General features: G+C 52.1%; 25 protein-coding genes and 1 pseudogene. 15 read left to right on the forward strand and 11 right to left on the reverse strand.

All coding sequences use genetic code 11. The features are described 5' to 3' along the window. Positions 1-63: 63 nt before the first annotated feature. Genes dgoD through dgoR form a run of 4 tightly spaced genes read right to left on the reverse strand, consistent with a single transcriptional unit; the run spans position 64 to position 3,374 of the window. Positions 64-1,212 (reverse strand): galactonate dehydratase, encoded by a 1,149-nt coding sequence (gene dgoD, locus ACJHWR_RS16135; RefSeq protein ID WP_000705001.1) that lies wholly within the window; start codon positions 1,210-1,212, stop codon positions 64-66. Beyond that, entirely contained in the window at positions 1,209-1,826 is a 618-nt protein-coding gene (dgoA, locus tag ACJHWR_RS16140; protein WP_001198706.1) for a 2-dehydro-3-deoxy-6-phosphogalactonate aldolase, read from the reverse strand. Before dgoA ends, dgoD begins: the two co-directional genes overlap by 4 nt. Beyond that, complete coding sequence (dgoK, locus tag ACJHWR_RS16145) at positions 1,810-2,688, reverse strand: 2-dehydro-3-deoxygalactonokinase (RefSeq protein ID WP_000127061.1); 879 nt, start codon at positions 2,686-2,688, stop codon at positions 1,810-1,812. Before dgoK ends, dgoA begins: the two co-directional genes overlap by 17 nt. Beyond that, positions 2,685-3,374, reverse strand: a complete 690-nt coding sequence (dgoR, locus tag ACJHWR_RS16150; RefSeq protein ID WP_000174305.1) for a D-galactonate utilization transcriptional regulator DgoR — start codon at positions 3,372-3,374, stop codon at positions 2,685-2,687. Before dgoR ends, dgoK begins: the two co-directional genes overlap by 4 nt. 278 nt (positions 3,375-3,652) lie before the next feature. Between dgoR and ACJHWR_RS16155 the strand changes: the two genes are divergently transcribed. Continuing rightward, on the forward strand, positions 3,653-4,309 hold the full coding sequence (locus tag ACJHWR_RS16155; RefSeq protein WP_012311642.1) for a hypothetical protein: 657 nt from the start codon (positions 3,653-3,655) through the stop codon (positions 4,307-4,309). A 43-nt stretch (positions 4,310-4,352) separates the two neighbouring features. Here ACJHWR_RS16155 and yidA read toward each other — a convergent pair whose 3' ends face one another. From yidA to dnaA, 6 genes are all read right to left on the reverse strand, one after another. Further along, the gene (gene yidA / locus ACJHWR_RS16160) at positions 4,353-5,165 is read right to left on the reverse strand and encodes a sugar-phosphatase (RefSeq protein WP_000985549.1); all 813 of its coding nucleotides are present in this window, start codon (positions 5,163-5,165) and stop codon (positions 4,353-4,355) included. Between the two features lie 114 nt (positions 5,166-5,279). Continuing rightward, entirely contained in the window at positions 5,280-5,678 is a 399-nt protein-coding gene (locus ACJHWR_RS16165) for a YidB family protein (RefSeq protein WP_012311893.1), read from the reverse strand. A gap of 143 nt (positions 5,679-5,821) precedes the next feature. Continuing rightward, the gene (gene gyrB / locus ACJHWR_RS16170) at positions 5,822-8,236 is read right to left on the reverse strand and encodes a DNA topoisomerase (ATP-hydrolyzing) subunit B (RefSeq protein WP_012311692.1); all 2,415 of its coding nucleotides are present in this window, start codon (positions 8,234-8,236) and stop codon (positions 5,822-5,824) included. Positions 8,237-8,264: 28 nt separating this feature from the next. Continuing rightward, positions 8,265-9,338 (reverse strand): DNA replication/repair protein RecF, encoded by a 1,074-nt coding sequence (recF, locus tag ACJHWR_RS16175; RefSeq protein ID WP_000060112.1) that lies wholly within the window; start codon positions 9,336-9,338, stop codon positions 8,265-8,267. Then, positions 9,338-10,438, reverse strand: coding sequence for a DNA polymerase III subunit beta (gene dnaN / locus ACJHWR_RS16180; protein ID WP_000673464.1), 1,101 nt, complete (start codon positions 10,436-10,438; stop codon positions 9,338-9,340). The genes recF and dnaN overlap by 1 nt, the downstream gene beginning before the upstream one ends. 4 nt (positions 10,439-10,442) lie before the next feature. Continuing rightward, positions 10,443-11,846, reverse strand: coding sequence for a chromosomal replication initiator protein DnaA (gene dnaA, locus ACJHWR_RS16185; RefSeq protein WP_000059111.1), 1,404 nt, complete (start codon positions 11,844-11,846; stop codon positions 10,443-10,445). A 296-nt stretch (positions 11,847-12,142) separates the two neighbouring features. On the opposite strand from dnaA, the gene ACJHWR_RS16190 reads away from it, so the two are divergent. The 13 genes and pseudogenes from ACJHWR_RS16190 to yieF all read left to right on the forward strand — a co-directional run bounded on the left by ACJHWR_RS16190 (position 12,143) and on the right by yieF (position 23,335). Further along, positions 12,143-12,223, forward strand: coding sequence for a hypothetical protein (locus ACJHWR_RS16190; RefSeq protein WP_122134670.1), 81 nt, complete (start codon positions 12,143-12,145; stop codon positions 12,221-12,223). Between the two features lie 229 nt (positions 12,224-12,452). Further along, positions 12,453-12,593: a 50S ribosomal protein L34 gene (rpmH, locus tag ACJHWR_RS16195; RefSeq protein ID WP_000831330.1), complete on the forward strand. Its 141-nt coding sequence runs from the start codon at positions 12,453-12,455 to the stop codon at positions 12,591-12,593. A 16-nt stretch (positions 12,594-12,609) separates the two neighbouring features. Next, positions 12,610-12,969 carry a ribonuclease P protein component gene (rnpA, locus tag ACJHWR_RS16200; RefSeq protein ID WP_000239730.1) on the forward strand — a complete coding sequence of 120 codons (360 nt, stop codon included), beginning with the start codon at positions 12,610-12,612 and terminating at the stop codon, positions 12,967-12,969. Further along, positions 12,933-13,190: a membrane protein insertion efficiency factor YidD gene (gene yidD / locus ACJHWR_RS16205; protein WP_001307474.1), complete on the forward strand. Its 258-nt coding sequence runs from the start codon at positions 12,933-12,935 to the stop codon at positions 13,188-13,190. Before rnpA ends, yidD begins: the two co-directional genes overlap by 37 nt. Before the next feature lie 2 nt (positions 13,191-13,192). Then, positions 13,193-14,839, forward strand: a complete 1,647-nt coding sequence (yidC, locus tag ACJHWR_RS16210) for a membrane protein insertase YidC (protein WP_000378258.1) — start codon at positions 13,193-13,195, stop codon at positions 14,837-14,839. Between the two features lie 105 nt (positions 14,840-14,944). Beyond that, the gene (gene mnmE, locus ACJHWR_RS16215) at positions 14,945-16,309 is read left to right on the forward strand and encodes a tRNA uridine-5-carboxymethylaminomethyl(34) synthesis GTPase MnmE (protein ID WP_001282361.1); all 1,365 of its coding nucleotides are present in this window, start codon (positions 14,945-14,947) and stop codon (positions 16,307-16,309) included. A 241-nt stretch (positions 16,310-16,550) separates the two neighbouring features. Beyond that, positions 16,551-16,625 (forward strand): tryptophanase leader peptide, encoded by a 75-nt coding sequence (gene tnaC / locus ACJHWR_RS16220; RefSeq protein ID WP_001364348.1) that lies wholly within the window; start codon positions 16,551-16,553, stop codon positions 16,623-16,625. A gap of 220 nt (positions 16,626-16,845) precedes the next feature. Then, positions 16,846-18,261, forward strand: a complete 1,416-nt coding sequence (gene tnaA / locus ACJHWR_RS16225; RefSeq protein WP_001365206.1) for a tryptophanase — start codon at positions 16,846-16,848, stop codon at positions 18,259-18,261. Positions 18,262-18,351: 90 nt separating this feature from the next. Beyond that, positions 18,352-19,599, forward strand: a pseudogene (tnaB, locus tag ACJHWR_RS16230) (low affinity tryptophan permease TnaB). A gap of 132 nt (positions 19,600-19,731) precedes the next feature. Then, complete coding sequence (gene mdtL, locus ACJHWR_RS16235) at positions 19,732-20,907, forward strand: multidrug efflux MFS transporter MdtL (RefSeq protein WP_000086006.1); 1,176 nt, start codon at positions 19,732-19,734, stop codon at positions 20,905-20,907. Continuing rightward, positions 20,882-21,841, forward strand: a complete 960-nt coding sequence (yidZ, locus tag ACJHWR_RS16240; RefSeq protein ID WP_001361797.1) for an HTH-type transcriptional regulator YidZ — start codon at positions 20,882-20,884, stop codon at positions 21,839-21,841. Before mdtL ends, yidZ begins: the two co-directional genes overlap by 26 nt. A 156-nt stretch (positions 21,842-21,997) precedes the next feature. After that, positions 21,998-22,747, forward strand: a complete 750-nt coding sequence (locus tag ACJHWR_RS16245; RefSeq protein WP_012311808.1) for a 4'-phosphopantetheinyl transferase family protein — start codon at positions 21,998-22,000, stop codon at positions 22,745-22,747. Between the two features lie 21 nt (positions 22,748-22,768). Then, positions 22,769-23,335, forward strand: coding sequence for a class I chromate reductase YieF (gene yieF / locus ACJHWR_RS16250; RefSeq protein WP_001291261.1), 567 nt, complete (start codon positions 22,769-22,771; stop codon positions 23,333-23,335). Between the two features lie 53 nt (positions 23,336-23,388). Here the strand turns inward: yieF and adeP are convergent, their stop codons facing one another. Then, on the reverse strand, positions 23,389-24,726 hold the full coding sequence (adeP, locus tag ACJHWR_RS16255; RefSeq protein WP_001312207.1) for an adenine permease AdeP: 1,338 nt from the start codon (positions 24,724-24,726) through the stop codon (positions 23,389-23,391). 166 nt (positions 24,727-24,892) lie between these two features. On the opposite strand from adeP, the gene yieH reads away from it, so the two are divergent. Beyond that, positions 24,893-25,558: a 6-phosphogluconate phosphatase gene (gene yieH / locus ACJHWR_RS16260; RefSeq protein ID WP_000078050.1), complete on the forward strand. Its 666-nt coding sequence runs from the start codon at positions 24,893-24,895 to the stop codon at positions 25,556-25,558. Positions 25,559-25,638: the final 80 nt, after the last annotated feature.

A 25,638-nucleotide genomic window follows, 5' to 3' on the forward strand; every position in this document is an offset into this window, starting at 1 on the left:
TACAGAGGGTTATATTTTTGTATTACTGTTTTAGTGCCCGATGAGGGGCTTACGTGGCAGGAATTACCACTCTGCTACGCTGTTATCTTCATGACGCCAGAGCGGATTACGCCAGTCCGGGGCATTTTTACTGAACTCAATAACTTTAGCTTCGTCGATTTCCACGCCTAAGCCCGGTTTCGTTAATGGTTTAAAGAAACCGCCGACCATGCTGAAGTCCTCTTTGTTTTTCACAAAGTCGAGTAACTCCGCGCCTTTGTTGTAATGAATGCCCATACTTTGTTCCTGAAGGACGGCGTTATAGGAAACAAAGTCGATATGCAGGCAAGCCGCCAGTGCAATCGGTCCGAGCGGACAGTGCGGCGCAAGGGTCACGTCATAGGCTTCTGCCATTCCGGCAATTTTGTAGCATTCGGTAATACCGCCTGCGTGGGAGAGATCCGGTTGCAGAATCGAAATACCGCCTGCCTCCAGCACACGTTTAAAATCGAAGCGTGAGAACATGCGCTCACCCGCCGCCAGTGGAATATGCGTTTGTGCCGCCAGTTTCGGGTAGTATTCGGCCTGTTCCGCCAGCACCGGCTCTTCAATAAACAGCGGACGATACGGTTCCAGCTCTTTAATCAGCACTTTCGCCATCGGCGCGCTGACGCGACCATGGAAATCAAGACCAAACTCAATCTGATTGCCAAAGGCTTCACGAATTTGTGCCACGGTGTTGACTGCCGCATCTACCGCGCGGGAGTTATCAATTAGCCCCAGTTCTTCACAACCGTTCAGTTTGAAGGTATCGAAGCCGATTTCGCGTAGCGTTTTAATGCCGTCGATAACATCCGCCGGACGATCGCCGCCGACCCAACTGTAGGCTTTAATTTTGTCGCGAACCAGGCCGCCCATCAGTTGCCAGACCGGCGCATTCAGCACTTTGCCTTTGATATCCCATAACGCCTGGTCGATACCGGCGATGGCGCTCATCAGGATTGGACCGCCACGATAAAATCCGGCGCGATACATCACTTGCCATAAGTCATTGATGCGCGATGGATCCTGACCAATCAAATAGTCACCCAGCTCGTGAACTGCCGCTTCCACCGTACGGGCGCGGCCTTCAATCACGGGCTCGCCCCAGCCGACCACGCCTTCATCGGTTTCAATTTTCAGGAACATCCAGCGGGGAGGTAAACGATACGTGGTAATTTTGGTGATTTTCATTGCACTGCCTCTCGATACGCCTTAACAAATGCTGCTGCCTGCTGCGCGGTGCGTTCTACGGACTGCCCGGCGCGATAGAGATCGCTGCCTAAGCCCGCCCCTGCACAACCTGCGTCTATCCACTGCGCCAGGTTTTCTGGCGTCACACCGCCTACGGCAAAGACCGGGATGTCCTGCGGTAATACCGCTTTTAACGCTTTGATGTATTGCGGCCCAAAAGCCGATGACGGGAATATTTTCAGCGCCTGCGCGCCCGCTTCGAGCGCGGTAAAGGCTTCGGTCGCCGTCGCGCAGCCGGGGCAAACGGTCATGCCGTAGCCCACCGCACGGCGGATCACTTCACTATGGATATTGGGCGTAACGATGAGCTGGCAGCCCATCCTGGCGAGTGCATCGACCTGTTCAGGTTTCAGTACCGTACCTGCGCCAATCAACGCCTTATCGCCGTATGCATCAACGATGGCGGGAATGCTTTTCTCCCATTGAGGGGAATTCAGCGGGATTTCAACCGCGTCGAACCCGGCGTCAATCACCGCGCCAACATGCGCCAGCGCCTCGTCGGGCGTAATGCCGCGCAAAATGGCGATCAGCGGGAGTTTAGTTTGCCACTGCATGAGCGATGCTCCTTATACCAGCCTGAAATGCCGTGTCGCCCGCTACCGCCGCCACGTCGCAACCCATCGCTTGAAAGGCTTGCTGGTAGCGCGCGGTCAGCGATGTTCCGGCGACAAGGGTGATGGCGTGTTGATGGGTCACATAGTCGCGCATACTGGCAACCTCTGCGCCAATCAACAAACCAGAGAGAAATTCACTGACCTGTTCGCGGAGAAGTGTTCCCAGCACATGCGAGGCGCGAACTTCAAAAAGCTGCGGCAATATGGCGGGCGCATTAAGGCCACGCTCAAGGCCAGCCGCGAAGGCATCGGCAGAGTTTTCCTGCGGCGGCAAACCTGCGCCAATCAATGAGTGATTTAACAGTAAATGATGTAATTCACCGGTCATTACGGTGCGAAAATCGTTGATTTGCTGGCTATCGGCCTGCACCCATTTGCAATGGGTTCCGGGCATAACATAAAGAGAGGAAGGAGCCAAAGTGCGCGCGCCGATCAATTGTGTTTCTTCGCCGCGCATCACATTGTGGTTATCGTCATGAGAGATGCATAATCCGGGAATAATCCAGATATTGTCGCCAACAGACGTTAATTGTTCGCCAATAGATGAAAAACGGGCAGGAACAGATAAATACGGCGCAACTTTCCAGCCGACATTGCTGCCGACCATTCCTGCCATCACCACTGGCGTATTCTCTTCACGCCAGTCGGTCGTCACTTCCGCTAGCACCGCAGCTGGAGATTTTCCGTTCAGACGCGTGACACCTGCTTCTGATTGCCTGCTGTCCAGGCAGTGGTCGCCCTGATAAAGCCAGGCGCGCAGATTGGTCGATCCCCAGTCAATTGCGATGTAGCGAGCTGTCATGTGATTTCCTTTAACCTTCGTGTCGAGCTGGCGATCATGGTAAGCGCCGCCTGCTCTGCCGCATCGCCGTCCTGATGCCGTATCGCATCAAACAGCGCCTTATGTTCCTGGAGCGTTTGCGGCATGTTGGCCTCATCGCCCATCCAGGTTCGTTCAAAAACCGCCCGCTGCAGCGAACTGATCGCAATGCTAAGTTGCTGTAACACCGGGTTATGCACCGACTGCAGCACCGCCTCGTGGTAGCGAATATCCGCTTCGTTAAACGCTTCGCGGTCCTGATTGTTGGCAATCATCTCGTTCAGCGCTGATTCAATCTGCGCCAGATCGCTGGAAGTCGCGCGCTCTGCCGCCCAACGGGCAATCGCCGGTTCCACCAGATTTCGCACTTCGCTCATTGCACTGATAAGCCGTGGGTCGTAGTCGTTTTCCAGCACCCATTGCAGCACGTCAGTATCGAGGTAATTCCACTGATTACGCGGTGCCACAAACGCCCCGCGATAACGTTTCATTTCAATCAGCCGCTTCGCCATCAGCGAACGGAACACCTCACGGATGATGTTGCGCGAGGTTGCAAACTCTTCACAGAGCTCCGCCTCAGCCGGAAGTGGAGAGCCTGGTACGTATTTGCCGTGAACGATCTGTTTACCCAGCGTAATGACAATGCGATCGGTTTTATTGAGAGTCATGGAGAGTCCTTGTGCTCTGTATGTTCTTCTCTACTTTACCCAGATCGATGCATAACGCAGCAACTTTGTAGTACCAGCGTGATGACGTTCGCGTTTGCCGTGTGCGTAATGTAGTACAAAATTATATTGTTGTACTACAATTTAGATCACAAAAAGAACAATCCATAAGAAAATGTTCTACGTCGGGCAAAAATCTGAAAAGGGAGATCAGGCGCTAAACTGGGGGGAAAGAAGAGTATGCTTTCAACGGCTTAGTACTCTTGTTTAAAGGATTAATCATGAAGTTGAATCTTAAGGGATTTTTCAAGGCTGCCAGTTTGTGTTCTTTGGCATTTGCGTTGACCGGATGTATCACCTGGGGATTGGTTTCCAATACTGCAAGCCGTCCACATGCCGAGCAATGGCGGTCAGACACGATTAAGGGTTTATCGCTGGCAGAAGATAGTAACGGTACGAAAGGCTATGTTTTTGTTGGTGAATCATTGGACTATCTGTTGACCACCGGCGGCGATGAGGTAGTTAAAATGCTGAACGATCCGGCAATCCATGGTGAAAGAATCACCGTTTCTGATAACGCGAAATTTATTTTAAGCAGCAGTGATACTAATTTTTCTGGTTCAATAACGCTCTATTACGACTGGGATAATGAGGAAGATAAAGCACTGGCGACACAATATGGTTTTATTTGTAATACCCAGCGTTGTACCTGGGCACTTGACGGCCTGAAAGGCTCTATCCACCAGAAAAATAAAAAAGCGGATTACTCAAACGTGATGGTTTTCCATCAACCCTTTACGGTGGGATTTTATAAGTACAAAGCAACTGATGGCGTTCCGCGCGGCCTCGCTAATGCGCTGCTACCAGTCACTCTTACGCTGGATATAGTAACGTCACCACTCCAGTTCCTGATTTTATGCACGACCAGAAATTGTTAATCGCTGCGGGCAAACGCATTTATGCAGTTTGCCCGCCCACTGATTAATTCAGCACATACTTCTCAATAGCAAACGCCACGCCATCTTCCAGGTTGGATTTGGTGACAAAGTTCGCCACTTCTTTCACCGAAGGAATAGCGTTATCCATTGCCACACCAACACCTGCGTATTCAATCATTGCGATGTCGTTTTCCTGATCGCCAATCGCCATGATTTCTTCCGGTTTAATACCTAACACGTCGGCCAGTGATTTCACACCCGTACCTTTGTTAACGCGTTTATCGAGGATTTCGAGGAAGTACGGCGCACTTTTCAGCACGGTGTATTTTTCTTTCACTTCCTGCGGAATACGCGCAATGGCCTGGTCGAGGATGGCGGGTTCATCAATCATCATCACTTTCAGGAACTGGGTATTGGGGTCCATTTTCTCCGCTTCGCAGAACACCAGTGGAATGGTGGCAACGAAAGATTCATGCACCGTGTAGTAGCTGATATCTCGGTTGGCGGTGTACAGCGTGGTGCGGTCCAGGGCGTGGAAATGAGAACCGACTTCGCGAGAGAGTTTTTCCAGGAAACGGTAGTCGTCATAGCTGAGAGCGGTTTGCGCCACGGTGCTACCATCAGCGGCCTTCTGTACCAGCGCGCCGTTATAAGTAATGCAGTAGTCGCCCGGCTGTTCCATATGCAGCTCTTTCAGGTAATTGTGAACACCTGCATAAGGGCGACCCGTCGTCAGCACGACATTCACGCCACGGGCGCGAGCTGCGGCAATCGCATTTTTAACGGCGGGTGAAATGGTGTGATCGGGCAGCAGAAGGGTGCCATCCATATCGATAGCAATGAGTTTGATAGCCATGAGTTCCCCAGGTAGATTGGTTCCTGACCCATGCTAACGCGATTCCGCTCAAAAATCAGTACAACACCCGAGGGAAAAGGGGGATGCAATGCGGGTTGCATGCTCCCCATTTGCTTAGCGGAAGAGTTTCCCTTTCAGCAGTTCCATGCCTGCGGAAAGCAGATCGTTATTGGCTTGTGCTGACACTTCACCTTGCGGTGAGAGTGCATCAATAATCTTCGGCAATTGTTCTGCCAGTAAACTGGAAGCTGTACTGGTATCCACGCCCAGTTTTTGCCCGAGATCGGACACCGCATTTGTGCCGAGCGCTGATTCCAGTTGCTCGCCGCTAACTGGTTGGTTGCCCTGTTGATTACTCAGCCAGGTTGAGAGAATGTCACCTAAACCGCCACTTTGCAGTTTTTCCAGCAGCACCTGAATGCCGCCCTGCTCCTCAACCCAGCTCAAAATGGCCTGATATTTCCCCGCATCGCCTTTCAGAAAGGCACCGACAACGTCATCAAAAAGCCCCATGATAATCACCTGTAAAGCGTTACGTGTTGACCCAAAAAGTATAGATCTGCGGGATGATAATTGCGGATTGCAGAAATAAAAAGGGCGGAGATGATCTCCGCCCGGACTGACGACTAAGTCATTTTATCAGCAACAAAAAGCCATTAAATATCGATATTTGCCGCTTTCAGGGCGTTCTCTTCGATAAACGCACGGCGCGGTTCAACGGCGTCGCCCATAAGCGTAGTGAACAACTGGTCGGCAGCAATCGCATCTTTAACGGTAACGCGCAGCATACGACGGCTTTCCGGATCCATGGTGGTTTCCCACAGCTGTTCCGGGTTCATCTCGCCCAGACCTTTATAACGCTGGATGGAGAGGCCGCGACGGGACTCTTTCACCAGCCAGTCCAGCGCCTGCTCGAAGCTGGCTACCGGCTGACGACGTTCGCCACGTTCGATAAATGCATCTTCTTCCAGCAAGCCACGCAGTTTCTCACCCAGCGTGCAGATACGACGATATTCGCCGCCGGTGATAAATTCGTGATCCAGCGGATAGTCAGTATCCACACCGTGGGTACGCACGCGAACAATCGGCTCGAACAGGTTTTGTTCGGCATTGGTATGGACATCAAACTTCCACTGGCTGCCGTGCTGTTCTTTATCGTTCAGTTCGCTGACCAGCGCGTTCACCCAGCGGGTAACGGTTTGCTCGTCAGAAAGGTCGGTTTCCGTCAACGTCGGCTGATAGATAAGCTCTTTCAGCATTGCTTTCGGATAACGACGCTCCATGCGGTTGATCATTTTCTGCGTCGCGTTGTACTCAGACACCAGTTTCTCTAACGCTTCGCCAGCCAGCGCCGGTGCACTGGCGTTGGTGTGCAGCGTTGCGCCATCCAGCGCGATAGAGATCTGGTACTGATCCATCGCTTCGTCGTCTTTAATGTACTGTTCCTGCTTGCCTTTCTTCACTTTGTACAGCGGCGGCTGAGCGATGTAGACGTGACCGCGTTCAACGATTTCCGGCATCTGACGATAGAAGAAGGTCAACAGCAGCGTACGAATGTGCGAGCCGTCGACGTCCGCATCGGTCATGATGATGATGTTGTGATAACGCAGTTTGTCCGGGTTGTACTCGTCACGACCGATACCACAGCCAAGCGCGGTGATCAGCGTCGCCACTTCCTGAGAAGAGAGCATCTTATCGAAGCGCGCTTTCTCAACGTTGAGGATTTTACCCTTCAGCGGCAGAATCGCCTGGTTCTTGCGGTTACGCCCCTGCTTCGCAGAGCCGCCCGCGGAGTCCCCTTCCACCAGGTACAGTTCAGAGAGCGCCGGATCGCGTTCCTGGCAGTCTGCCAGTTTGCCCGGCAGGCCCGCTAAGTCGAGCGCACCTTTACGGCGGGTCATTTCACGCGCGCGACGCGCAGCTTCACGGGCACGGGCAGCATCGATAATTTTGCCAACCACGATTTTCGCGTCGGTTGGGTTTTCCAGCAGGTATTCCGCCAGCAGTTCGTTCATCTGCTGTTCAACCGCCGATTTCACCTCAGAAGAAACCAGTTTGTCTTTGGTCTGGGAGGAGAATTTCGGGTCCGGCACTTTCACGGAAACGACCGCAATCAGGCCTTCACGCGCATCGTCACCGGTGGCGCTGACTTTGGCTTTTTTGCTGTAGCCTTCTTTGTCCATGTAGGCGTTCAGGGTACGGGTCATCGCCGCACGGAAGCCTGCCAGGTGAGTACCGCCGTCACGCTGCGGAATGTTGTTGGTAAAGCAGTAGATGTTTTCCTGGAAGCCATCGTTCCACTGCAACGCCACTTCGACGCCAATACCGTCTTTTTCAGTGGAGAAGTAGAAGATATTCGGGTGGATCGGCGTTTTGTTCTTGTTCAGATATTCAACGAACGCCTTGATGCCGCCTTCATAGTGGAAGTGGTCTTCTTTGCCGTCGCGCTTATCGCGCAGACGAATGGAAACGCCGGAGTTGAGGAACGACAACTCACGCAGACGTTTCGCCAGAATGTCATATTCGAACTCGGTCACATTGGTGAAGGTTTCAAGGCTTGGCCAGAAACGCACCATGGTGCCGGTTTTTTCAGTCTCGCCGGTAACCGCCAGCGGGGCCTGCGGTACACCGTGTTCGTAGATCTGACGGTGAATTTTACCCTCGCGCTGGATAACCAGCTCCAGTTTTTGCGACAGGGCGTTTACTACCGAAACACCAACGCCGTGCAGACCGCCGGACACTTTATAGGAGTTATCGTCAAATTTACCGCCTGCGTGCAGAACGGTCATGATCACTTCCGCCGCCGATACGCCCTCTTCCGGGTGAATACCGGTCGGAATGCCGCGCCCGTCATCCTGTACAGAGACAGAGTTATCGGCGTGAATGGTGACGATAATTTCTTTACAGTGACCCGCGAGCGCTTCGTCGATAGCGTTATCTACCACCTCGAATACCATGTGGTGCAGACCGGTGCCGTCATCCGTGTCGCCGATATACATACCCGGGCGCTTACGCACCGCATCCAGCCCTTTCAGGACTTTGATACTGGAGGAGTCATAAGAATTCGACATCAACGTTTCTCGCTCATTTATACTTGGGTTAATCCGTTATTTTACCCTTTTCCACGGTAAACATCTTCGAATTTTCGTCCGACATGTCTATAACGTGTTCAGCACTGATCGCGCTGACAAAGACCTGTGATTGCGTCGCTTTTAAGCGGCTGGCAAGCAGCCCGCGACGCTCATCATCAAGCTCAGAGGCAAAATCATCTATCAGGTAGAGACACCGCCGCCCGCTTTCACGGGTGAGGAACTCTCCTTGCGCCAGACGTAAGGCGCACATCAACAGCTTAAGCTGCCCACGCGATAAGGTATCTTCCACCGGCGCACCGTCGGCGCGAATGCGTAAGTCCGCTTTATGCGGGCCGTGCGCGGTGTAGGTTAGCTGGCGATCGCGTTCAAAATTACGTTCCAGCACCTCAGCGTACTCTGTCTCTTTCTCCCAGCCGCGCTGGAAAGAGAAAGTCAGAGAAAACTCAGGGAGAAATTGCTTACAGGTATCAGCCATATCGGCTGCGATACCGGCGCTATACTCCGCGCGCCAGGTGCTGATTTGCTCCGCCAGCGGGATCAGTTCTTTATCCCACGGGCGTAGCTGTTCGTAACGAGTCACCTGGCGCAGCGCCGCATTGCGCTGCTTGAGCAATCGCTTGAGATTGCTCCAGGCGGTGAAAAATCCGGGTTCGTTGTGAAAGCATCCCCAGTCGAGGAATGCTCTTCTGTATTTGGGGCCGCCGTTGAGTAAAGTAAACCCTTCTGGCGTTATCAGCTGCATTGGCATCAGGTGCGCCAGTTCCGCGACCTTATGCCCGTCTGTACCGTCGATGCGGACTTTGCTGTCGCCCTGTTTGTCTTTGGTTAAGCCAATCGCTGTCTCGCGCTCTTCGCCCTGTAATCGCCCGTGGAGAACAAACGCCTCCTGCTCGTGGCGAATGACGCGACCAATCTGCAAACTGCGAAACGCCCGACCATGGCCGAGCGTATAGATGGCTTCCAGCACGCTGGTTTTGCCACTACCGTTGGCACCTACCAGAAAGTTAAAGCCGGGAGATAAAGCGAGATCCGCGGTTTCGATATTGCGGAAATCGCGGATCAACAAGCGGGTGAGGGACATTACAGTCTCATTGGCATGACAACATAGGCAGCCGACTGTGATGCGGCATCTTCAATCTGCACGCTGGAAACCGAATCGGTCAGCATCATGCGGACGTTTTCGCATTTCAGCGCGTTCAGAACATCCAGCACATAGCTGACATTGAAGCCGATTTCCATCTCCGCACCGCTATAGGTAACGTCGAGGATCTCTTCCGCTTCTTCCTGTTCCGGGTTATTGGCGGTGATTTTCAGCTGATTTTCGCTGACATACAGACGCACGCCGCGGAATTTCTCGTTAGAGAGGATCGCCGCACGGGCAAACGCCTGCTTGAGCAGATCGCACCCTGCTTCGAGATGTTTGTCCGGATTCTTCGGCAGAACACGACGGTAATCCGGGAAGCGACCATCCACCAGTTTCGAGGTGAAGATAAAGTCGCCAACGTGGGCGCGAATGTTGTTGCTGCCAATCTGCACGCGCAGCGGATTGTCGCCGCCGTCGAGCATACGCATCAGTTCAATCACGCCTTTACGCGGCACGATCACCGAATGGCTTGGCAAAGATTGACCAATTGGCATTGAACAGACCGCCAGACGGTGACCATCGGTCGCCACGGTGCGCAGTTCTTCACCTTCAGTTTCGAACAGCATACCGTTTAAGTAATAGCGAACGTCCTGATGCGCCATAGAAAACTGGGTCGCTTCAATCAGACGCTTCATCGTCGCCTGCGGCAGGGTAAATTCGACTTCGCTCTGCCAGTCATCAAGATTCGGGAAATCCGCCGCTGGCAGGGTAGACAGCGAAAAACGGCTACGCCCGGAGCGCACCAGCATCCGCTCACCTTCCAGCTGCACGGCAATTTCTGCGCCTTCAGGCAGACCACGGCAGATATCAAAGAATTTGCGCGCTGGAACGGTCGTCGCCCCTGGTTCGTGTGGCTGAACCAGCGCAACGCGTGCCACCATTTCCATCTCGAGATCAGTACCGGTCAGCGACAACGTACCGTCAGCAACCTGTAACAGCAGATTACCGAGAATCGGTAGCGTAGGACGACCACCTAACGGCCCGCTCACCTGTTGTAGCGGTTTTAATAAATGCTCACGTTCTACGGTAAATTTCATAGGTTTACGATGACAATGTTCTGATTAAATTGGAAAAATCTTCTTTGATATCGTGGCTCTCTTCACGCAGCTGCTCGATCTTACGGCAGGCATGAAGCACCGTCGTGTGGTCACGGCCACCAAACGCATCGCCAATCTCCGGCAGACTGTGGTTAGTCAGTTCTTTTGCCAGCGCCATCGCCATCTGGCGCGGACGCGCCACCGAGCGGGATCGACGCTTGGAAAGGAGATCCGCGACTTTGATCTTGTAGTACTCCGCCACCGTCTTCTGAATATTGTCGATGGTGACCAGTTTTTCCTGCAATGCCAGCAAGTCGCGCAGCGCCTCACGCACGAAGTCGATGGTGATCGCACGTCCGGTAAAGTTGGCGTTAGCAATAACGCGGTTCAGCGCGCCTTCCAGCTCACGTACGTTAGATCGTAGACGCTTGGCGATAAAGAACGCCACTTCGCCCGGCAAACGAATGTCGTTTTCGTCGGCCTTTTTCATCAGGATCGCCACGCGGGTTTCCAGCTCTGGCGGTTCGATCGCCACAGTCAGTCCCCAGCCGAAGCGGGATTTCAAACGATCCTCAACGCCGTTGATCTCTTTCGGATAGCGATCGGAGGTGAGAATGATCTGTTGATTACCTTCCAGCAGGGCGTTGAAGGTGTGGAAAAACTCTTCCTGAGATCGTTCTTTATTAGCAAAAAACTGAATATCGTCGATCAGCAGTGCATCTACGGAACGGTAGTAGCGTTTAAACTCTTCGATCGCGTTGTTTTGCAGGGCTTTAACCATGTCCTGAACAAAGCGCTCGGAGTGCATATAAACCACTTTGGCATTCGGCTTGCGCGCCATAATGCCGTTACCCACCGCATGCAGCAGGTGAGTTTTACCCAAACCCGTGCCGCCATAAAGGAACAACGGGTTATAAGCACCGCCAGGGTTATCTGCCACCTGGCGAGCCGCCGCGCGCGCCAGTTGGTTAGATTTACCTTCAACGAAGTTATCAAACGTGTGTTTGACGTTTACGTTAGAACGATAGGTCGGTTCTGCCGGAGCCGGGACGTTATCCCAACCCGAGCGCGTAGAAGGCGCAGCACGTTGCGGCTGCGTTTGCGCCACCTGTGCAGGGGCCGCGACGTTGCTCGTCACTGCCGCTTGTGGCGTTTGCGTCACCGGTTTGGTGCCGACTTCAAAACGCAGCTGTGGGGCATCCGCTCCGCAGAAACTGGTTAGCAGTCCATTGATATTATTAAGGTACTTGTCCCGTACCCAATCGAGGACAAAACGGTTTGGCGCGTACAGGGCCAGCGTGTTATCGCTCAGTTCCGCCTGCAATGGGCGTATCCACATACTGAATTCTGTGGCTGGTAACTCATCCTGCAATCGGGCAAGACACTGCTGCCAAAGCGAAAGTGACACGGCGGACTCCACTCGAACAAAAGTCGATAATGACTAAGGCTGAAACATTCATGATTGTTGACGTACGTCGAAAAGACCCTGCATGAGGGTGACGCACGAACCGCTGTCTGCGGTTATATGCCCGATCAAGATCCTGCAAAACGATCGGGACCGCGGATCATAGCCTAAACTGCGCAAGAGATCTTCTGTTTCTCACAGATTTTCCCGATTTATCCACAGGACTTTCCAGAACTCGCTAAGTGTAAACGATCCTGCCGCGGGCCGGGCACGATTTACGCCGCATATTGGAAAATTTAATGACCATAGACAAAAATTGGCTTAATCGATCTAATAAAGATCCAGGACGATCCTTGCGCTTTACCCGTCAGCCCGTATAATCCTCCACCCGGCGCGCCATGCTGGTTTTCACTGGTGTGAGGCCGTACGTTTTCCCCGCGAAAAGGTGCGGAAAAGCGCGGTAAATAAGGAAAGAGAATTGACTCCGGAGTGTACAATTATTACAATCCGGCCTCTTTAATCACCCATGGCTTCGGTGTCCATCGTTTCATTTTTCGGCGGATATCCAATAAAGCCATTGAATTTATTCAAGTTTAGGTAGAAATCGCCATGAAACGCACTTTTCAACCGTCTGTACTGAAGCGCAACCGTTCTCACGGCTTCCGTGCTCGTATGGCTACTAAAAATGGTCGTCAGGTTCTGGCACGTCGTCGTGCTAAAGGCCGCGCTCGTCTGACCGTTTCTAAGTAATAAAGCTAACCCCTGAGTGGTTAAGCTCGCATTTCCCAGGGAGTTACGCTTGTTAACTCCCAGTCAATTCACATTCGTCTTCCAGCAGCCACAACGGGCTGGCACGCCGCAAATTACCATTCTCGGCCGCCTGAATTCGCTGGGGCATCCCCGTATCGGTCTTACAGTCGCCAAGAAAAACGTTCGACGCGCCCATGAACGCAATCGGATTAAACGTCTGACGCGTGAAAGCTTCCGTCTGCGCCAACATGAACTCCCGGCTATGGATTTCGTGGTGGTGGCGAAAAAAGGGGTTGCCGACCTCGATAACCGTGCTCTCTCGGAAGCGTTGGAAAAATTATGGCGCCGCCACTGTCGCCTGGCTCGCGGGTCCTGATAGCCCTCATTCGGGTCTATCAACGCCTGATTAGTCCGCTACTCGGGCCGCATTGTCGTTTCACTCCAACCTGTTCAAGCTACGGAATTGAGGCATTGCGCAGGTTTGGAGTGATAAAAGGCAGTTGGTTGACGGTGAAACGCGTATTAAAATGCCACCCTTTACACCCTGGTGGTGACGATCCCGTCCCGCCCGGACCATTTGATACCAGAGAACACTAACGATGGATTCGCAACGCAATCTTTTAGTCATCGCTTTGCTGTTCGTGTCTTTCATGATCTGGCAAGCCTGGGAGCAGGATAAAAACCCGCAACCTCAGGCCCAACAGACCACGCAGACAACGACCACCGCAGCGGGTAGCGCCGCCGACCAGGGCGTACCGGCCAGTGGCCAGGGGAAACTGATCTCGGTTAAGACCGACGTGCTTGATCTGACCATCAACACCCGTGGTGGTGATGTTGAGCAAGCTCTGCTGCCTGCTTACCCGAAAGAGCTGAACTCTACCCAGCCGTTCCAGTTGCTGGAAACTTCACCGCAGTTTATTTATCAGGCACAGAGCGGTCTGACCGGTCGTGATGGCCCGGATAACCCGGCTAACGGCCCGCGTCCGCTGTATAACGTTGAAAAGGACGCTTATGTGCTGGCTGAAGGTCAAAACGAACTGCAGGTGCCGATGACGTATACCGACGCGGCAGGCAACACGTTTACCAAAACGTTTGTCCTGAAACGTGGTGATTACGCTGTCAACGTCAACTACAACGTGCAGAACGCTGGCGAGAAACCGCTGGAAATCTCCACCTTTGGTCAGTTGAAGCAATCCATCACTCTGCCACCGCATCTCGATACCGGAAGCAGCAACTTCGCACTGCACACCTTCCGTGGCGCGGCGTACTCCACGCCTGACGAGAAGTACGAGAAATACAAGTTCGATACCATTGCCGATAACGAAAACCTGAACATCTCTTCGAAAGGTGGTTGGGTGGCGATGCTGCAACAGTATTTCGCGACGGCGTGGATCCCGCATAACGACGGTACCAACAACTTCTATACCGCTAATCTGGGTAACGGCATCGCCGCTATCGGCTATAAATCTCAGCCGGTACTGGTTCAGCCTGGTCAGACTGGCGCGATGAACAGCACCCTGTGGGTTGGCCCGGAAATCCAGGACAAAATGGCAGCTGTTGCTCCGCACCTGGATCTGACCGTTGATTACGGTTGGTTGTGGTTCATTTCTCAGCCGCTGTTCAAACTGCTGAAATGGATCCATAGCTTTGTGGGTAACTGGGGCTTCTCCATTATCATCATCACCTTTATCGTTCGTGGCATCATGTACCCGCTGACCAAAGCGCAGTACACCTCCATGGCGAAGATGCGTATGCTGCAGCCGAAGATTCAGGCTATGCGTGAGCGTCTGGGCGATGACAAACAGCGTATCAGTCAGGAAATGATGGCGCTGTACAAAGCTGAGAAGGTTAACCCGCTGGGCGGCTGCTTCCCGCTGCTGATCCAGATGCCAATCTTCCTGGCGTTGTACTACATGCTGATGGGTTCCGTTGAACTGCGTCAGGCACCGTTTGCACTGTGGATCCACGACCTGTCTGCACAGGACCCGTACTACATCCTGCCGATCCTGATGGGCGTAACGATGTTCTTCATTCAGAAGATGTCGCCGACCACCGTGACCGACCCGATGCAGCAGAAGATCATGACCTTTATGCCGGTCATCTTCACCGTGTTCTTCCTGTGGTTCCCGTCAGGTCTGGTGCTGTACTATATCGTCAGCAACCTGGTAACCATTATTCAGCAGCAGCTGATTTACCGTGGTCTGGAAAAACGTGGCCTGCATAGCCGCGAGAAGAAAAAATCCTGATTCGGTGAGTTTTCGCTAAAATAAGGGCGGTCAGTTGACCGCCTTTTTTCTTTTCGTAGGGCGGATAAGCACCGCGCATCCGCCACACAAAGCAACAGGAACATCATGAGCGATAATGACACTATCGTAGCCCAGGCCACGCCTCCGGGACGTGGCGGCGTTGGCATCCTGCGCATCTCCGGCCTCAAAGCCCGTGAGGTTGCCGAAACCGTGCTGGGTAAACTGCCAAAGCCGCGCTACGCCGATTATCTTCCGTTTAAAGACGCCGACGGCAGCGTGCTCGATCAGGGGATTGCGCTATGGTTCCCTGGCCCGAACTCGTTCACCGGCGAAGATGTGCTGGAACTGCAAGGTCATGGCGGTCCGGTGATCCTCGACCTGCTGTTAAAACGCATTCTGACCATTCCCGGCCTGCGGATTGCCCGCCCTGGTGAGTTTTCCGAACGCGCATTTCTGAACGATAAACTCGACTTAGCCCAGGCCGAAGCGATTGCTGATCTTATCGACGCCAGCTCGGAACAGGCGGCCCGTTCGGCGCTAAACTCGCTGCAAGGCGCATTCTCCGCACGGGTCAACCATCTGGTGGAAGCCCTCACCCACTTGCGCATTTACGTCGAAGCGGCAATTGATTTCCCGGATGAAGAGATCGATTTCCTCTCCGACGGCAAAATTGAAGCCCAGCTCAATGACGTTATTGCCGATCTTGATGCAGTGCGTGCTGAAGCACGTCAGGGTAGTTTGTTGCGCGAAGGGATGAAAGTGGTGATTGCCGGACGTCCTAACGCCGGTAAATCGAGCCTGTTAAACGCGCTGGCGGGCCGTGAAGCGGCAATCGTAACCGATATCGCCGGAACCACGCGTGACGTGCTGCGTGAGCATATCCACATTGACGGAATGCCGCTGCATATCATCGATACCGCCGGGCTACGTGAAGCCAGTGACGAAGTGGAACGTATTGGTATCGAGCGCGCGTGGCAGGAAATTGAACAGGCCGACCGCGTGCTGTTTATGGTCGATGGCACCACGACAGACGCCGTTGATCCGGCAGAGATCTGGCCGGAATTTATCGCCCGTCTGCCAGCGAAACTGCCGATCACCGTGGTGCGCAATAAAGCCGATATCACCGGCGAAACGTTGGGGATGAGCGAAGTGAACGGTCATGCGTTAATTCGTCTTTCGGCGCGGACTGGCGAAGGCGTGGATGTGCTGCGTAACCATCTCAAACAGAGCATGGGCTTTGACACCAATATGGAAGGCGGCTTCCTGGCGCGTCGTCGTCACCTACAGGCGCTGGAACAGGCGGCAGAGCATTTGCAGCAAGGTAAAGCGCAACTGTTGGGTGCCTGGGCGGGTGAACTGCTGGCGGAAGAGTTGCGCCTGGCGCAGCAGAACTTAAGCGAAATCACCGGGGAGTTTACTTCAGACGACCTGCTTGGGCGGATTTTCTCCAGCTTCTGTATTGGTAAGTAACTGCGCTTACGAAGCCGTATTCTGACTGTCAGATGCGGCTTCGCTTCATTGTTAGCACTCCTGTTATGCCTCAACCCTTTTTTTAAACATTAAAATTCTTACGTAATTTATAATCTTAAAAAAAGCATTTAATATTGCTCCCCGAACGATTGTGATTCGATTCACATTTAATCAATTTCAGAATAGACAAATTTCTTGAGTATTATACTGTAGCCTCGTGTCTTTCGAGGATAAGTGCATTATGAATATCTTACATATATGTGTGACCTCAAAATGGTTCAATATTGACAACAAGATTGTCGATCACCGCCCTTGATTTGCCCTTCTGTAGCCATCACCAGAGCCAAACCGATTAGATTCAATGTGATCTATTTGTTTGCTATATCTTAATTTTGCCTTTTGCAAAGCTCATCTCTCATTTATTTACTTGTTTTAGTAAATGATGGTGCTTGCATATATATCTGGCGAATTAATGGATATTGCAGATGTAATATTCACAGGGATCACTGTAATTAAAATAAATGAAGGATTATGTAATGGAAAACTTTAAACATCTCCCTGAACCATTCCGCATTCGTGTTATTGAGCCAGTAAAACGTACGACTCGCGCTTACCGTGAAGAGGCAATTATTAAATCCGGTATGAACCCGTTCCTGCTGGATAGCGAAGATGTGTTTATCGATTTACTGACCGACAGCGGCACCGGGGCGGTGACGCAGAGCATGCAGGCCGCGATGATGCGCGGCGACGAAGCCTACAGCGGCAGCCGCAGCTACTATGCGTTAGCCGAGTCAGTGAAAAATATCTTTGGTTATCAATACACCATTCCGACTCACCAGGGCCGTGGCGCAGAACAAATCTATATTCCGGTACTGATTAAAAAACGCGAGCAGGAAAAAGGCCTGGATCGCAGCAAAATGGTGGCGTTCTCTAACTATTTCTTTGATACCACGCAGGGCCATAGCCAGATTAACGGCTGTACCGTGCGTAACGTCTATATCAAAGAAGCCTTCGATACTGGCGTGCGTTACGACTTTAAAGGCAACTTTGACCTTGAGGGATTAGAACGCGGTATTGAAGAAGTTGGCCCGAATAACGTGCCGTATATCGTTGCAACCATCACCAGTAACTCCGCAGGTGGTCAGCCGGTTTCACTGGCAAACTTAAAAGCGATGTACAGCATCGCGAAGAAATACGATATTCCGGTGGTCATGGACTCCGCACGCTTTGCCGAAAACGCCTATTTCATCAAGCAGCGTGAAGCAGAATACAAAGACTGGACCATCGAGCAGATCACCCGCGAAACCTACAAATATGCCGATATGCTGGCGATGTCCGCCAAGAAAGATGCAATGGTGCCGATGGGCGGCCTGCTGTGCGTGAAAGACGACAGCTTCTTTGATGTGTACACCGAGTGCAGAACCCTTTGCGTGGTACAGGAAGGCTTCCCGACATATGGCGGCCTGGAAGGCGGCGCGATGGAGCGTCTGGCGGTAGGTCTGTATGACGGCATGAATCTGGACTGGCTGGCTTATCGTATCGCGCAGGTGCAGTATCTGGTCGATGGTCTGGAAGAGATTGGCGTTGTCTGCCAGCAGGCGGGCGGTCACGCTGCATTCGTTGATGCCGGTAAACTGCTGCCGCATATCCCGGCAGATCAGTTCCCGGCACAGGCGCTGGCCTGCGAGCTGTATAAAGTCGCCGGTATCCGTGCGGTAGAAATTGGCTCTTTCCTGTTAGGCCGCGATCCGAAAACCGGTAAACAACTGCCATGCCCGGCTGAACTGCTGCGTTTAACCATTCCGCGCGCAACATATACTCAAACACATATGGACTTCATTATTGAAGCCTTCAAACATGTGAAAGAGAACGCGGCGAATATTAAAGGGTTAACCTTTACCTACGAACCGAAAGTATTGCGTCACTTCACCGCAAAACTGAAAGAAGTTTAATTAATACTACAGAGTGGCTATAAGGATGTTAGCCACTCTCTTACCCTACATCCTCAATAACAAAAATAGCCTTCCTCTAAAGGTGGCATCATGACTGATCAAGCTGAAAAAAAGCACTCTGCATTTTGGGGTGTTATGGTTATAGCAGGTACAGTAATTGGTGGAGGTATGTTTGCTTTACCTGTTGATCTTGCCGGTGCCTGGTTTTTCTGGGGTGCCTTTATCCTTATCATTGCCTGGTTTTCAATGCTTCATTCCGGGTTATTGTTATTAGAAGCAAATTTAAATTATCCTGTCGGCTCCAGTTTTAACACCATCACCAAAGATTTAATCGGTAACACCTAGAACATTATCAGCGGTATTACCGTTGCCTTCGTTCTCTATATCCTCACTTATGCCTATATCTCTGCTAATGGTGCGATCATTAGTGAAACGATATCAATGAATTTGGGCTATCACGCTAATCCGCGTATTGTCGGGATCTGCACAGCCATTTTCGTTGCCAGCGTATTGTGGATAAGCTCGTTAGCCGCCAGTCGTATTACCTCATTGTTCCTCGGGCTGAAGATTATCTCCTTTGTGATCGTGTTTGGTTCTTTCTTCTTCCAGGTCGATTACTCCATTCTGCGCGATGCCACCAGCACCACTGCGGGAACGTCTTACTTCCCGTATATCTTTATGGCTTTGCCGGTGTGTCTGGCGTCATTTGGTTTCCACGGCAATATTCCCAGCCTGATTATTTGCTATGGCAAACGCAAAGATAAGTTAATCAAAAGCGTGGTCTTTGGTTCGCTGCTGGCGCTGGTGATTTATCTCTTCTGGCTCTATTGCACGATGGGGAATATTCCGCGCGAAAGCTTTAAGGCGATAATCTCCTCAGGCGGCAACGTTGATTCGCTGGTGAAATCGTTCCTCGGCACCAAACAGCATGGGATTATCGAGTTTTGCCTGCTGGTGTTCTCCAACTTAGCTGTTGCCAGTTCGTTCTTTGGTGTCACGCTGGGATTGTTCGATTATCTGGCGGATCTGTTTAAGATTGATAACTCCCACGGCGGGCGTTTCAAAACCGTGCTGTTAACCTTCCTGCCACCCGCGTTGTTGTATCTGATCTTCCCGAACGGCTTTATTTACGGGATCGGCGGTGCCGGACTGTGCGCCACCATCTGGGCGGTCATTATTCCCGCAGTGCTGGCAATCAAAGCTCGCAAGAAGTTTCCCAATCAGATGTTCACGGTCTGGGGCGGCAATCTTATTCCGGCGATTGTCATTCTCTTTGGTATAACCGTAATTTTATGCTGGTTCGGTAACGTCTTTAACGTGTTACCTAAATTTGGCTGATCCCTTCAAGAAGCCAGCCATTTCGCTGGCTTCTTGCCTGTCAGGAAATCACTTATGTCCAAATGGCAACTCGCCTGATTCTCCTTCACCACGTATGCTTTGCGTCACCTTGCTATCAGGACGCTTTAGCCCATGTCCCGCTTTTTGATTTGTAGTTTTGCCCTGGTTTTACTTTATCCCGCCGGGATTGATATGTACCTCGTTGGTTTACCGCGCATCGCTGCCGATCTCAATGCCAGCGAAGCGCAGTTGCATATTGCGTTCTCCGTTTATCTGGCGGGCATGGCAGCTGCGATGTTATTTGCCGGTAAAGTGGCCGATCGTTCAGGGAGAAAGCCTGTCGCCATACCCGGCGCGGCGCTATTTATTATCGCCTCGGTGTTCTGTTCACTGGCTGAAACCAGCACGTTATTTCTTGCAGGGCGCTTTCTACAGGGGCTGGGCGCGGGCTGTTGTTACGTGGTGGCGTTCGCCATTTTACGCGACACACTGGATGATCGACGTCGGGCAAAGGTACTGTCGCTACTCAACGGCATTACCTGCATCATTCCGGTGTTAGCGCCGGTGCTCGGACACCTGATTATGCTTAAATTCCCTTGGCAGAGTCTGTTCTGGACGATGGCAACGATGGGCATCGCGGTACTGATGTTGTCTTTGTTTATTTTAAAAGAAACGCGCCCTGCGGCCCCCGCAGCTTCTGACAAACCACGAGAAAATAGCGAGTCACTGCTTAACCGGTTTTTCCTCAGCCGTGTTGTTATCACCACCCTCAGCGTTTCGGTGATCCTCACCTTCGTCAACACGTCGCCAGTATTGCTGATGGAAATCATGGGTTTTGAGCGCGGAGAATACGCCACCATTATGGCGTTGACCGCTGGCGTCAGCATGACCGTTTCATTCTCCACGCCGTTTGCGCTGGGAATTTTTAAGCCACGTACGTTGATGATCACCTCACAGGTGTTATTCCTGGCGGCGGGGATCACCCTTGCCGTTTCACCTTCCCATGCGGTTTCGCTGTTTGGTATCACGCTGATTTGCGCCGGTTTCTCGGTAGGTTTTGGCGTAGCGATGAGTCAGGCGTTAGGGCCGTTTTCATTACGCGCGGGCGTAGCCAGCTCGACCTTAGGTATTGCGCAAGTTTGCGGTTCGTCACTGTGGATTTGGCTGGCGGCGGTGGTTGGTATCGGCGCATGGAATATGCTGATCGGGATTCTGATTGCCTGTAGCATAGTGAGCCTGTTGCTGATTATGTTCGTCGCGCCTGGACGCCCGGTTGCCGCTCATGAAGAAATCCATCACCACGCTTGATCTCAATCTGCTGCTCTGTCTGCAACTGCTGATGCAGGAGCGTAGCGTGACCAAAGCGGCGAAGCGGATGAACGTGACCCCTTCGGCGGTGAGTAAGTCGCTGGCAAAGTTAAGAGCGTGGTTTGACGACCCGCTCTTTGTGAACTCACCGCTGGGGCTGTCGCCCACACCGCTAATGGTCAGCATGGAGCAAAATCTGGCGGAGTGGATGCAAATGAGCAACCTGCTGCTGGATAAACCGCACCACCAGACACCGCGCGGCCTGAAGTTTGAGCTGGCAGCAGAATCACCGCTAATGATGATCATGCTTAATGCGCTGTCGAAACGGATCTACCAACGTTACCCGCAGGCGACCATCAAATTACGTAACTGGGATTACGATTCCTTAGATGCCATTACTCGTGGTGAAGTGGATATTGGTTTTTCCGGTCGCGAAAGTCATCCCCGTTCGCGGGAGCTGTTAAGCTCGCTACCGTTAGCCATTGATTATGAAGTGCTGTTTAGTGATGTGCCCTGCGTCTGGTTACGCAAAGATCATCCGGCACTGCATGAAGCATGGAATCTGGACACCTTTTTACGTTATCCGCATATCAGCATTTGCTGGGAACAGAGCGATACCTGGGCGCTGGACAATGTGTTACAGGAGCTGGGGCGCGAACGTACTATTGCAATGAGCCTGCCGGAATTCGAGCAGTCACTGTTTATGGCAGCGCAACCCGACAATCTACTACTGGCGACCGCGCCGCGCTACTGTCAGTACTACAATCAACTCCATCAACTGCCGTTAGTTGCTCTTCCTCTCCCATTTGATGAAATCCAGCAAAAAAAGCTGGAAGTCCCTTTTACCCTTCTGTGGCATAAACGGAACAGCCGTAATCCGAAGATCGTCTGGTTACGGGAAACCATTAAAAATCTTTACGCGTCGATGGCATAACCGAATCGTATGAAACGCGACCCAATTTCACAATGAAATGTAAAAAAGTTGTAATAAACTTATCTGAATCGAACTTTTAGTCGCTTTAGTCTGTCCATCATTCCAGTAAATGATTACTCTTGTATTCATAATGGACCATTAAGCATGGAGCGAAAAATGGCGACTCACTTTGCCCGAGGGATTTTAACGGAAGGACATCTGATTTCTGTTCGTCTCCCCTCCCAGTGTCATCAAGAAGCCCGAAACATTCCCCCTCATCGTCAAAGCCGTTTTCTGGCGTCCAGAGGTTTACTCGCAGAACTGATGTTCATGCTGTATGGCATTGGCGAATTGCCGGAAATCGTCACCCTGCCGAAAGGAAAACCGGTTTTCAGCGATAAAAATTTGCCTTCGTTTTCTATTTCCTATGCCGGGAATATGGTCGGCGTGGCGTTAACAACCGAAGGTGAATGTGGCCTCGATATGGAACTGCAGCGTGCGACGCGCGGGTTTCATAGCCCACACGCGCCCGATAACCACACCTTTTCCAGCAATGAATCGCTATGGATCAGTAAACAAAACGATCCTAACGAAGCGCGGGCGCAGCTCATCACGCTGCGCCGAAGCGTGCTAAAACTAACCGGTGATGTTTTGAATGACGATCCGCGCGATCTGCAACTACTGCCCATTGCCGGACGCCTGAAATGTGCTCATGTAAATCATGTAGAAGCGTTATGCGACGCGGAGGACGTGCTGGTGTGGTCCGTGTCGGTCACGCCCACGATTGAAAAGCTCAGTGTCTGGGAGTTAGATGGCAAACACGGCTGGAAAAGCCTGCCCGATATTCACAGCCGCGCCAACAATCCTACCAGCCGGATGATGCGTTTTGCCCAGCTCTCTACCGTGAAGGCTTTTTCGCCATATTGATAGACAACCACAGGAGTCATCATGTCTGAAAAATTGCAGGTGGTTACGTTACTGGGGAGCCTGCGCAAAGGCTCATTTAATGGCATGGTTGCACGTACCCTGCCGAAAATTGCTCCGGCGAGCATGGAAGTCAATGCGTTACCTTCCATTGCCGACATTCCCCTGTATGACGCTGACGTACAGCAGGAAGACGGTTTTCCAGCAACGGTTGAAGCTCTGGCGGAACAGATCCGTCAGGCTGACGGTGTGGTGATCGTCACGCCGGAATATAACTACTCGGTACCGGGTGGGCTGAAAAATGCCATCGACTGGCTTTCCCGCCTGCCGGATCAACCGCTGGCTGGTAAACCGGTATTGATTCAGACCAGCTCAATGGGCGTGATTGGCGGCGCGCGCTGTCAGTATCACCTGCGCCAGATTCTGGTTTTCCTCGATGCAATGGTGATGAACAAGCCGGAATTTATGGGCGGCGTGATTCAGAACAAAGTTGATCCGCAAACAGGAGAAGTGATTGATCAGGGTACGCTGGACCACCTGACCGGGCAATTGACCGCATTTGGTGAGTTTATTCAGCGAGTTAAGATCTAAATAAAAAACCCGCCAGCAATCATGCATGGCGGGTTTTTAACGCGCTATCGATTTTAGTGAGCGTCGATAAACACAATCTTCAGGATAAACAGCAGCGCAACGATGATTACGCACGGGCTAAGGTCACGCAGACGTCCGGTACCAATCTTCATCACGCAGTAGGAGATAAAGCCCAGCGCGATACCTTCAGTAATCGAGAAGCTGAACGGCATCATCACAGCGGTAATAAACGCCGGAACAGATTCAGTAAGATCCTGCCAGTTCACGCGAGCAAGACTTGAGGTCATCAACACGCCAACGTAAATCAGCGCACCAGCTGCAGCGTAGCCTGGCACCATCCCTGCCAGCGGCGACAGGAAGATAACCAGCAGGAACAGCAGACCAACAACCACTGCCGTCAGACCGGTACGACCGCCAACGGAAACGCCGGAAGAAGATTCAATATACGCCGTAACAGAAGAAGTACCGATAAACGAACCGGTCACCGAAGAGATGCTGTCGACATACAGCGCCTGCTTCATGCGCGGGAATTTACCTTTATCATCAGCCAGACCTGCTTTATCGGTCACGCCAATCAGCGTACCGGAGGAGTCAAACAAGTTGACCAGCATGAAAGAGAAAATCACCCCTGCCAGCCCGAGGTTAAACGACCCGGCTAAATCTACATGACCCACGACAGTCATTACGCTCGGCGGCGCAGAAACGATGCCGTTGTAGTGGACATCACCCAGCATCCAGCCCAGCAGCGTTGTCACCACGATGGAAACCAGCACCGCCGCGTGAATATTGCGCGAGGCCAGAATGGCGATGATGAAGAAGCCGAGGATCCCCAGCAGCACGCTGTGAGAAGTCAGGTTACCGATGCTCACCAGCGTTTCCGGGTTAGCGACAATCACACCTGCGTTTTTCAGCCCCATCATGCCAATAAACAGACCGATACCACTGGTGATGCCCACACGTAGACTTACCGGAATGTTGGCTATCATCCAGTAGCGAACGCGGAAAATCGTCAGTAACAGTAGACCAATCGCGCCCCAGAAGATTGCGCCCATCCCGACTTGCCACGGCAAGCCCATCGCCTGCACAACCACAAAAGCGAAGAACGCATTCAGGCCCATAGCGGGTGCCAATGCAACTGGCAGGTTAGCAAACAGTCCCATCATAATACTGCCGAATGCAGCAATCAGACAGGTAGTGACGAAGACGGCGCTGGTATCCATGCCAGCAACGCCAAGAATTTGCGGGTTAACAAAAACGATGTAAACCATCGTCAGGAAGGTGGTAAAACCGGCGATCACTTCGGTCCGTGCCGTCGTGCCATGTTCGCGCAGTTTAAACACGCGTTCCAGCATCCCCTGGCCAGAAGCCTGGGTTGTGTGTTGTTGACTCATTATCTATTTCCGAACAAGGAGGGAAAATCCGTCGCTATCGTATACCAAAATGAGACAATATGGACGGCTGAAGATAACTTTTTTTCATTGTATTTGCTTATACGGCAACGATTGCGTCATGCGAATTGGCATGACGAAAACGTTAAACTAACGATAAAGGAAAGACATGTCCCAGATAGAAGCGGTATTTTTCGACTGCGACGGTACGCTGGTCGATAGCGAGGTCATTTGCTCTCGCGCCTATGTCACGATGTTCAGGGAATTTGGCATTCACGTTGACCTGGAGGAGATTTTTACCCGTTTTAAAGGCGTAAAACTCTACGAAATCATCGACATCATCAGTAAAGAACAGGGCGTGACGATGATCCAGGCCGATGCCGAGCACGTTTACCGCGCAGAAGTGGCGCGTCTGTTTGATACCGAACTTGAGGACATCGCAGGAGCGAACGAATTGCTGGCGAGCATTAACGTGCCGATGTGCGTCGTCTCTAACGGTCCGATCAACAAAATGCAGCATTCGCTGGGTAAGCTCAAGATGCTGCACTACTTCCCGGAAAAACTGTTCAGCGGCTACGATATCCAGCGTTGGAAGCCCGACCCGGCGTTAATGTTCCATGCGGCAAAAGCGATGAATGTGAACGTTGAAAACTGCATTCTGGTCGATGACTCCAGCGCCGGTGCGCAATCAGGGATAGATGCCGGAATGGAAGTGTTTTACTTCTGCGCTGACCCGCACAATAAACCGATCGTTCACCCGAAAGTCACCACATTTACCGAGCTGGCGCAGCTGCCTGCACTCTGGAAGGCACGCGGCTGGAATATAACGCGATAATCGCCTCCTTACTTCAACGCTTACACATCAGTCACGCTGGTTTGAGATAAAAAATACCAGGTGTCTGATGAGTAAGCGTC

This window comes from Escherichia sp. WS568, from assembly GCF_046486085.1.
Taxonomy (GTDB): domain Bacteria; phylum Pseudomonadota; class Gammaproteobacteria; order Enterobacterales; family Enterobacteriaceae; genus Escherichia; species Escherichia coli.

Bases quoted from the DNA above. Each gene is read 5' to 3' on its own strand.
- dgoD (WP_000705001.1), bottom strand. From the start codon at position 1,212: ATGAAAATCACCAAAATTACCACGTATCGTTTACCTCCCCGCTGGATG.
- dgoA (WP_001198706.1), bottom strand. From the start codon at position 1,826: ATGCAGTGGCAAACTAAACTCCCGCTGATCGCCATTTTGCGCGGCATT.
- dgoK (WP_000127061.1), bottom strand. From the start codon at position 2,688: ATGACAGCTCGCTACATCGCAATTGACTGGGGATCGACCAATCTGCGC.
- dgoR (WP_000174305.1), bottom strand. From the start codon at position 3,374: ATGACTCTCAATAAAACCGATCGCATTGTCATTACGCTGGGTAAACAG.
- ACJHWR_RS16155 (WP_012311642.1), top strand. From the start codon at position 3,653: ATGAAGTTGAATCTTAAGGGATTTTTCAAGGCTGCCAGTTTGTGTTCT.
- yidA (WP_000985549.1), bottom strand. From the start codon at position 5,165: ATGGCTATCAAACTCATTGCTATCGATATGGATGGCACCCTTCTGCTG.
- ACJHWR_RS16165 (WP_012311893.1), bottom strand. From the start codon at position 5,678: ATGGGGCTTTTTGATGACGTTGTCGGTGCCTTTCTGAAAGGCGATGCG.
- gyrB (WP_012311692.1), bottom strand. From the start codon at position 8,236: ATGTCGAATTCTTATGACTCCTCCAGTATCAAAGTCCTGAAAGGGCTG.
- recF (WP_000060112.1), bottom strand. From the start codon at position 9,338: ATGTCCCTCACCCGCTTGTTGATCCGCGATTTCCGCAATATCGAAACC.
- dnaN (WP_000673464.1), bottom strand. From the start codon at position 10,438: ATGAAATTTACCGTAGAACGTGAGCATTTATTAAAACCGCTACAACAG.
- ACJHWR_RS16190 (WP_122134670.1), top strand. From the start codon at position 12,143: ATGACCATAGACAAAAATTGGCTTAATCGATCTAATAAAGATCCAGGA.
- rpmH (WP_000831330.1), top strand. From the start codon at position 12,453: ATGAAACGCACTTTTCAACCGTCTGTACTGAAGCGCAACCGTTCTCAC.
- yidD (WP_001307474.1), top strand. From the start codon at position 12,933: ATGGCGCCGCCACTGTCGCCTGGCTCGCGGGTCCTGATAGCCCTCATT.
- yidC (WP_000378258.1), top strand. From the start codon at position 13,193: ATGGATTCGCAACGCAATCTTTTAGTCATCGCTTTGCTGTTCGTGTCT.
- mnmE (WP_001282361.1), top strand. From the start codon at position 14,945: ATGAGCGATAATGACACTATCGTAGCCCAGGCCACGCCTCCGGGACGT.
- tnaA (WP_001365206.1), top strand. From the start codon at position 16,846: ATGGAAAACTTTAAACATCTCCCTGAACCATTCCGCATTCGTGTTATT.
- mdtL (WP_000086006.1), top strand. From the start codon at position 19,732: ATGTCCCGCTTTTTGATTTGTAGTTTTGCCCTGGTTTTACTTTATCCC.
- yidZ (WP_001361797.1), top strand. From the start codon at position 20,882: ATGAAGAAATCCATCACCACGCTTGATCTCAATCTGCTGCTCTGTCTG.
- ACJHWR_RS16245 (WP_012311808.1), top strand. From the start codon at position 21,998: ATGGCGACTCACTTTGCCCGAGGGATTTTAACGGAAGGACATCTGATT.
- yieF (WP_001291261.1), top strand. From the start codon at position 22,769: ATGTCTGAAAAATTGCAGGTGGTTACGTTACTGGGGAGCCTGCGCAAA.
- adeP (WP_001312207.1), bottom strand. From the start codon at position 24,726: ATGAGTCAACAACACACAACCCAGGCTTCTGGCCAGGGGATGCTGGAA.
- yieH (WP_000078050.1), top strand. From the start codon at position 24,893: ATGTCCCAGATAGAAGCGGTATTTTTCGACTGCGACGGTACGCTGGTC.